Origin of the sequence: Nitratidesulfovibrio oxamicus (assembly GCF_015731765.1) — a bacterium.
Classification (GTDB): Bacteria; Desulfobacterota; Desulfovibrionia; order Desulfovibrionales; family Desulfovibrionaceae; genus Cupidesulfovibrio; species Cupidesulfovibrio oxamicus.
This window is the reverse complement of record NZ_VRYY01000510.1, coordinates 1-1,598: the sequence shown is the minus strand read 5'-3', so window position 1 is coordinate 1,598 and position 1,598 is coordinate 1. Positions and strand designations below refer to the sequence as shown.

The 1,598-nt window shown below is 71.8% G+C and carries 1 protein-coding gene; it reads left to right on the top strand.

All coding sequences use genetic code 11. From position 1 onward, the window contains the following. Positions 1-572: 572 nt before the first annotated feature. Positions 573-1,598: radical SAM protein (locus FVW20_RS14700; RefSeq protein ID WP_196610199.1), on the top strand; the 1,026-nt coding region annotated here is incomplete at its 3' end.

The following is a 1,598-nucleotide window of genomic DNA, read 5'->3' as shown; positions in this document are numbered from 1 at the left end:
GGCGCGCGCCCTGCGCGCGCCCGGGGCCGCGCCTGCCGCCAATGGCAGACCCGGTCCCGGCCCTATGGAACGAAGGGCCTACCGGGACAGGGGGGCGGTGTCAAGAAGCGGCGAGGCTGGCCGAATTGGCGGGATTGGTGGGACCGCGCGCGGCAGGGACGGCGGCATCGGCAGGGACGGGGCAACGACTGGGGCAACGACCGGGACACGACAGGGACACGACAGGGACAACGCGCGGCTTCGCACGCGCCCTCCCGGCCTGCCTCCGGCTCTGGCTCCAGCCCTGCCCCGGCTGGCCGCCCCCGCCATGCAGCATCGTGCGCAGGCACCGCCGGGGCCTGCAACATTACAATGGACGGCCACGCCGCCGCGTGCTAGTGCGCTTCCCTGCCCATGCATCATCCGCCCAGGCCCTGCAAAAAGGCCAGAGAACCCCACCGGTTTCCCGCCCCCGCTTGCTTTTTTCCTGAAAACCCGTTTTGATGCACCCCACGGTGAAAGGTGCGGCCCACGCCGCGCCGTGCACCCGGCACTTGCACGCATTCTCGCACAAGGACGTTTTTCTGGACAGCATGCCCCTTGCCCACGTGTTCGGTCCGGTGGCCTCAGGCCGCCTTGGTCGTTCGCTCGGCCTCGACCTGCTTGGCGGGCGGGTGTGTTCCATGGACTGTCTGTACTGCGAGGCGGGTGCGACCGATGCGCACACCTGCGAGCGGGCTCCCTACGTCCCGGCCCCCGTGCTGCTGGACGAACTGGCCCGCTGGCGCGACGCCGAGGCGGCGAAGCACGGGGCCACGCCGGATTGCCGGACGCCTTCCGCGTCACCGGCTTCCGTCCGGCTTGACCATGTGACGCTGGGCGGCTCGGGCGAACCCTGCCTGAACAGCGACCTTGCCCGCATCATCGCGGGCTGCCGGGACATCCTGCCCGGTGTGCCCGTGGCGGTGCTGACCAACTCCACCCTGCTCCACCGGGACGACGTGCGCGCCGACCTTGCCGGGGCGGACGTGGTGCTGCCCTCGCTGGATTCGCTGGTCGAATCGGAATTCCGCGTGCTGAACCGCCCGTGCAAGGGCGTGACCGCGCGCGGCGTGGCCGACGGCCTGCTGGGCTTCGCGCGCGGGTTCGGCGGGCGGATCTGGCTGGAGGTGCTGCTTGCGCGCGGCATCAACGACACGGCGGAAAACCTCGCCCTGTTGCGTGACTACGTGCGCCAACTGGCCCCCCACCGGGTGGACGTGACCACCCTGTCGCGACCGGGCGCAAGCCCGCGCGCCCTGCCCGTGGACAGGGACGTGCTGGCCCGCTGGAGCGACGAACTGAACACGGCAGCCGGGTGCCCGCGCACGGCGCCTGCTGGCCATGACCCCACGGCGGCAACACCGGATGACGGTTCCCGCCGTGCGGCGAATGCGACGAACGCGGAAGCCCCCGTGCCCCCCGTCCCCCTGATCATGGACACGGAGGCTCTGCAAGAGGCGGTGCTGCGCTCCGTAACGCGCAGGCCGCAGACCGCGCCGCAACTGGCGAAGGCCCTGGGGGCCCCGCTGGACGCGGTGCGGAAGGCGCTGGACGAGCTGACGGCGCGGGGCGCATGC